Origin of the sequence: Cupriavidus sp. SK-3 (genome assembly GCF_000611145.1) — a bacterium.
In the GTDB taxonomy this organism is placed as follows: domain Bacteria; phylum Pseudomonadota; class Gammaproteobacteria; order Burkholderiales; family Burkholderiaceae; genus Cupriavidus.
This window is the reverse complement of record NZ_JFJV02000153.1, coordinates 579-1,058: the sequence shown is the minus strand read 5'-3', so window position 1 is coordinate 1,058 and position 480 is coordinate 579. Positions and strand designations below refer to the sequence as shown.

Below are 480 nucleotides of genomic sequence, written 5' to 3'. Positions count from 1 at the left end.
CCGAGCAGGCTGCGCAGTTGCTGCTGCAATTTGGCAGCGTAATGTTTGGTGGGTAAGGCTGGCATGTTGATTCTCGATTACGATGCGCCGGTTTGCAGCGGATAGCCCCGGAAGCTCCATTTGAACGGGCGTGCCGCCTGATTGTGCGCGCGGATAAACTGCTCTGTGCGCTCGCGCAGGTGCGCGATGCTGGTGTGACTCGCATGGCGCAGTACCCGGCGCGTGTAGCGGGCAAACCAGAGTTCGATCTGATTGACCCAACTCGCGTGCAACGGCGTGAAGTGGAAGTGAAACCGCTCATCGTGCCGCGCGTTAAACGCCTGCCAGACGGCCTGGGCGCAATGTGTGTTCAGGTTGTCCCAGACGACGTGCACCTGTTTGCCCGGGTACGCGCTTGCCACGCGCTCCATGAAAGCGACCAAATCGTCCTGGGTGCGCCGGTCGCGGCATTCTGCCAGCACCTGTCCGGTATGCACGTCT

Annotated in this window: 1 protein-coding gene; it reads right to left on the bottom strand. The window is 61.2% G+C overall.

The genetic code is table 11. The features are described from left to right. Window positions 1–77: 77 nt before the first annotated feature. The coding region (locus CF70_RS37870) for a transposase (protein ID WP_035866343.1) at window positions 78–480 on the bottom strand (403 nt) is incomplete at its 5' end.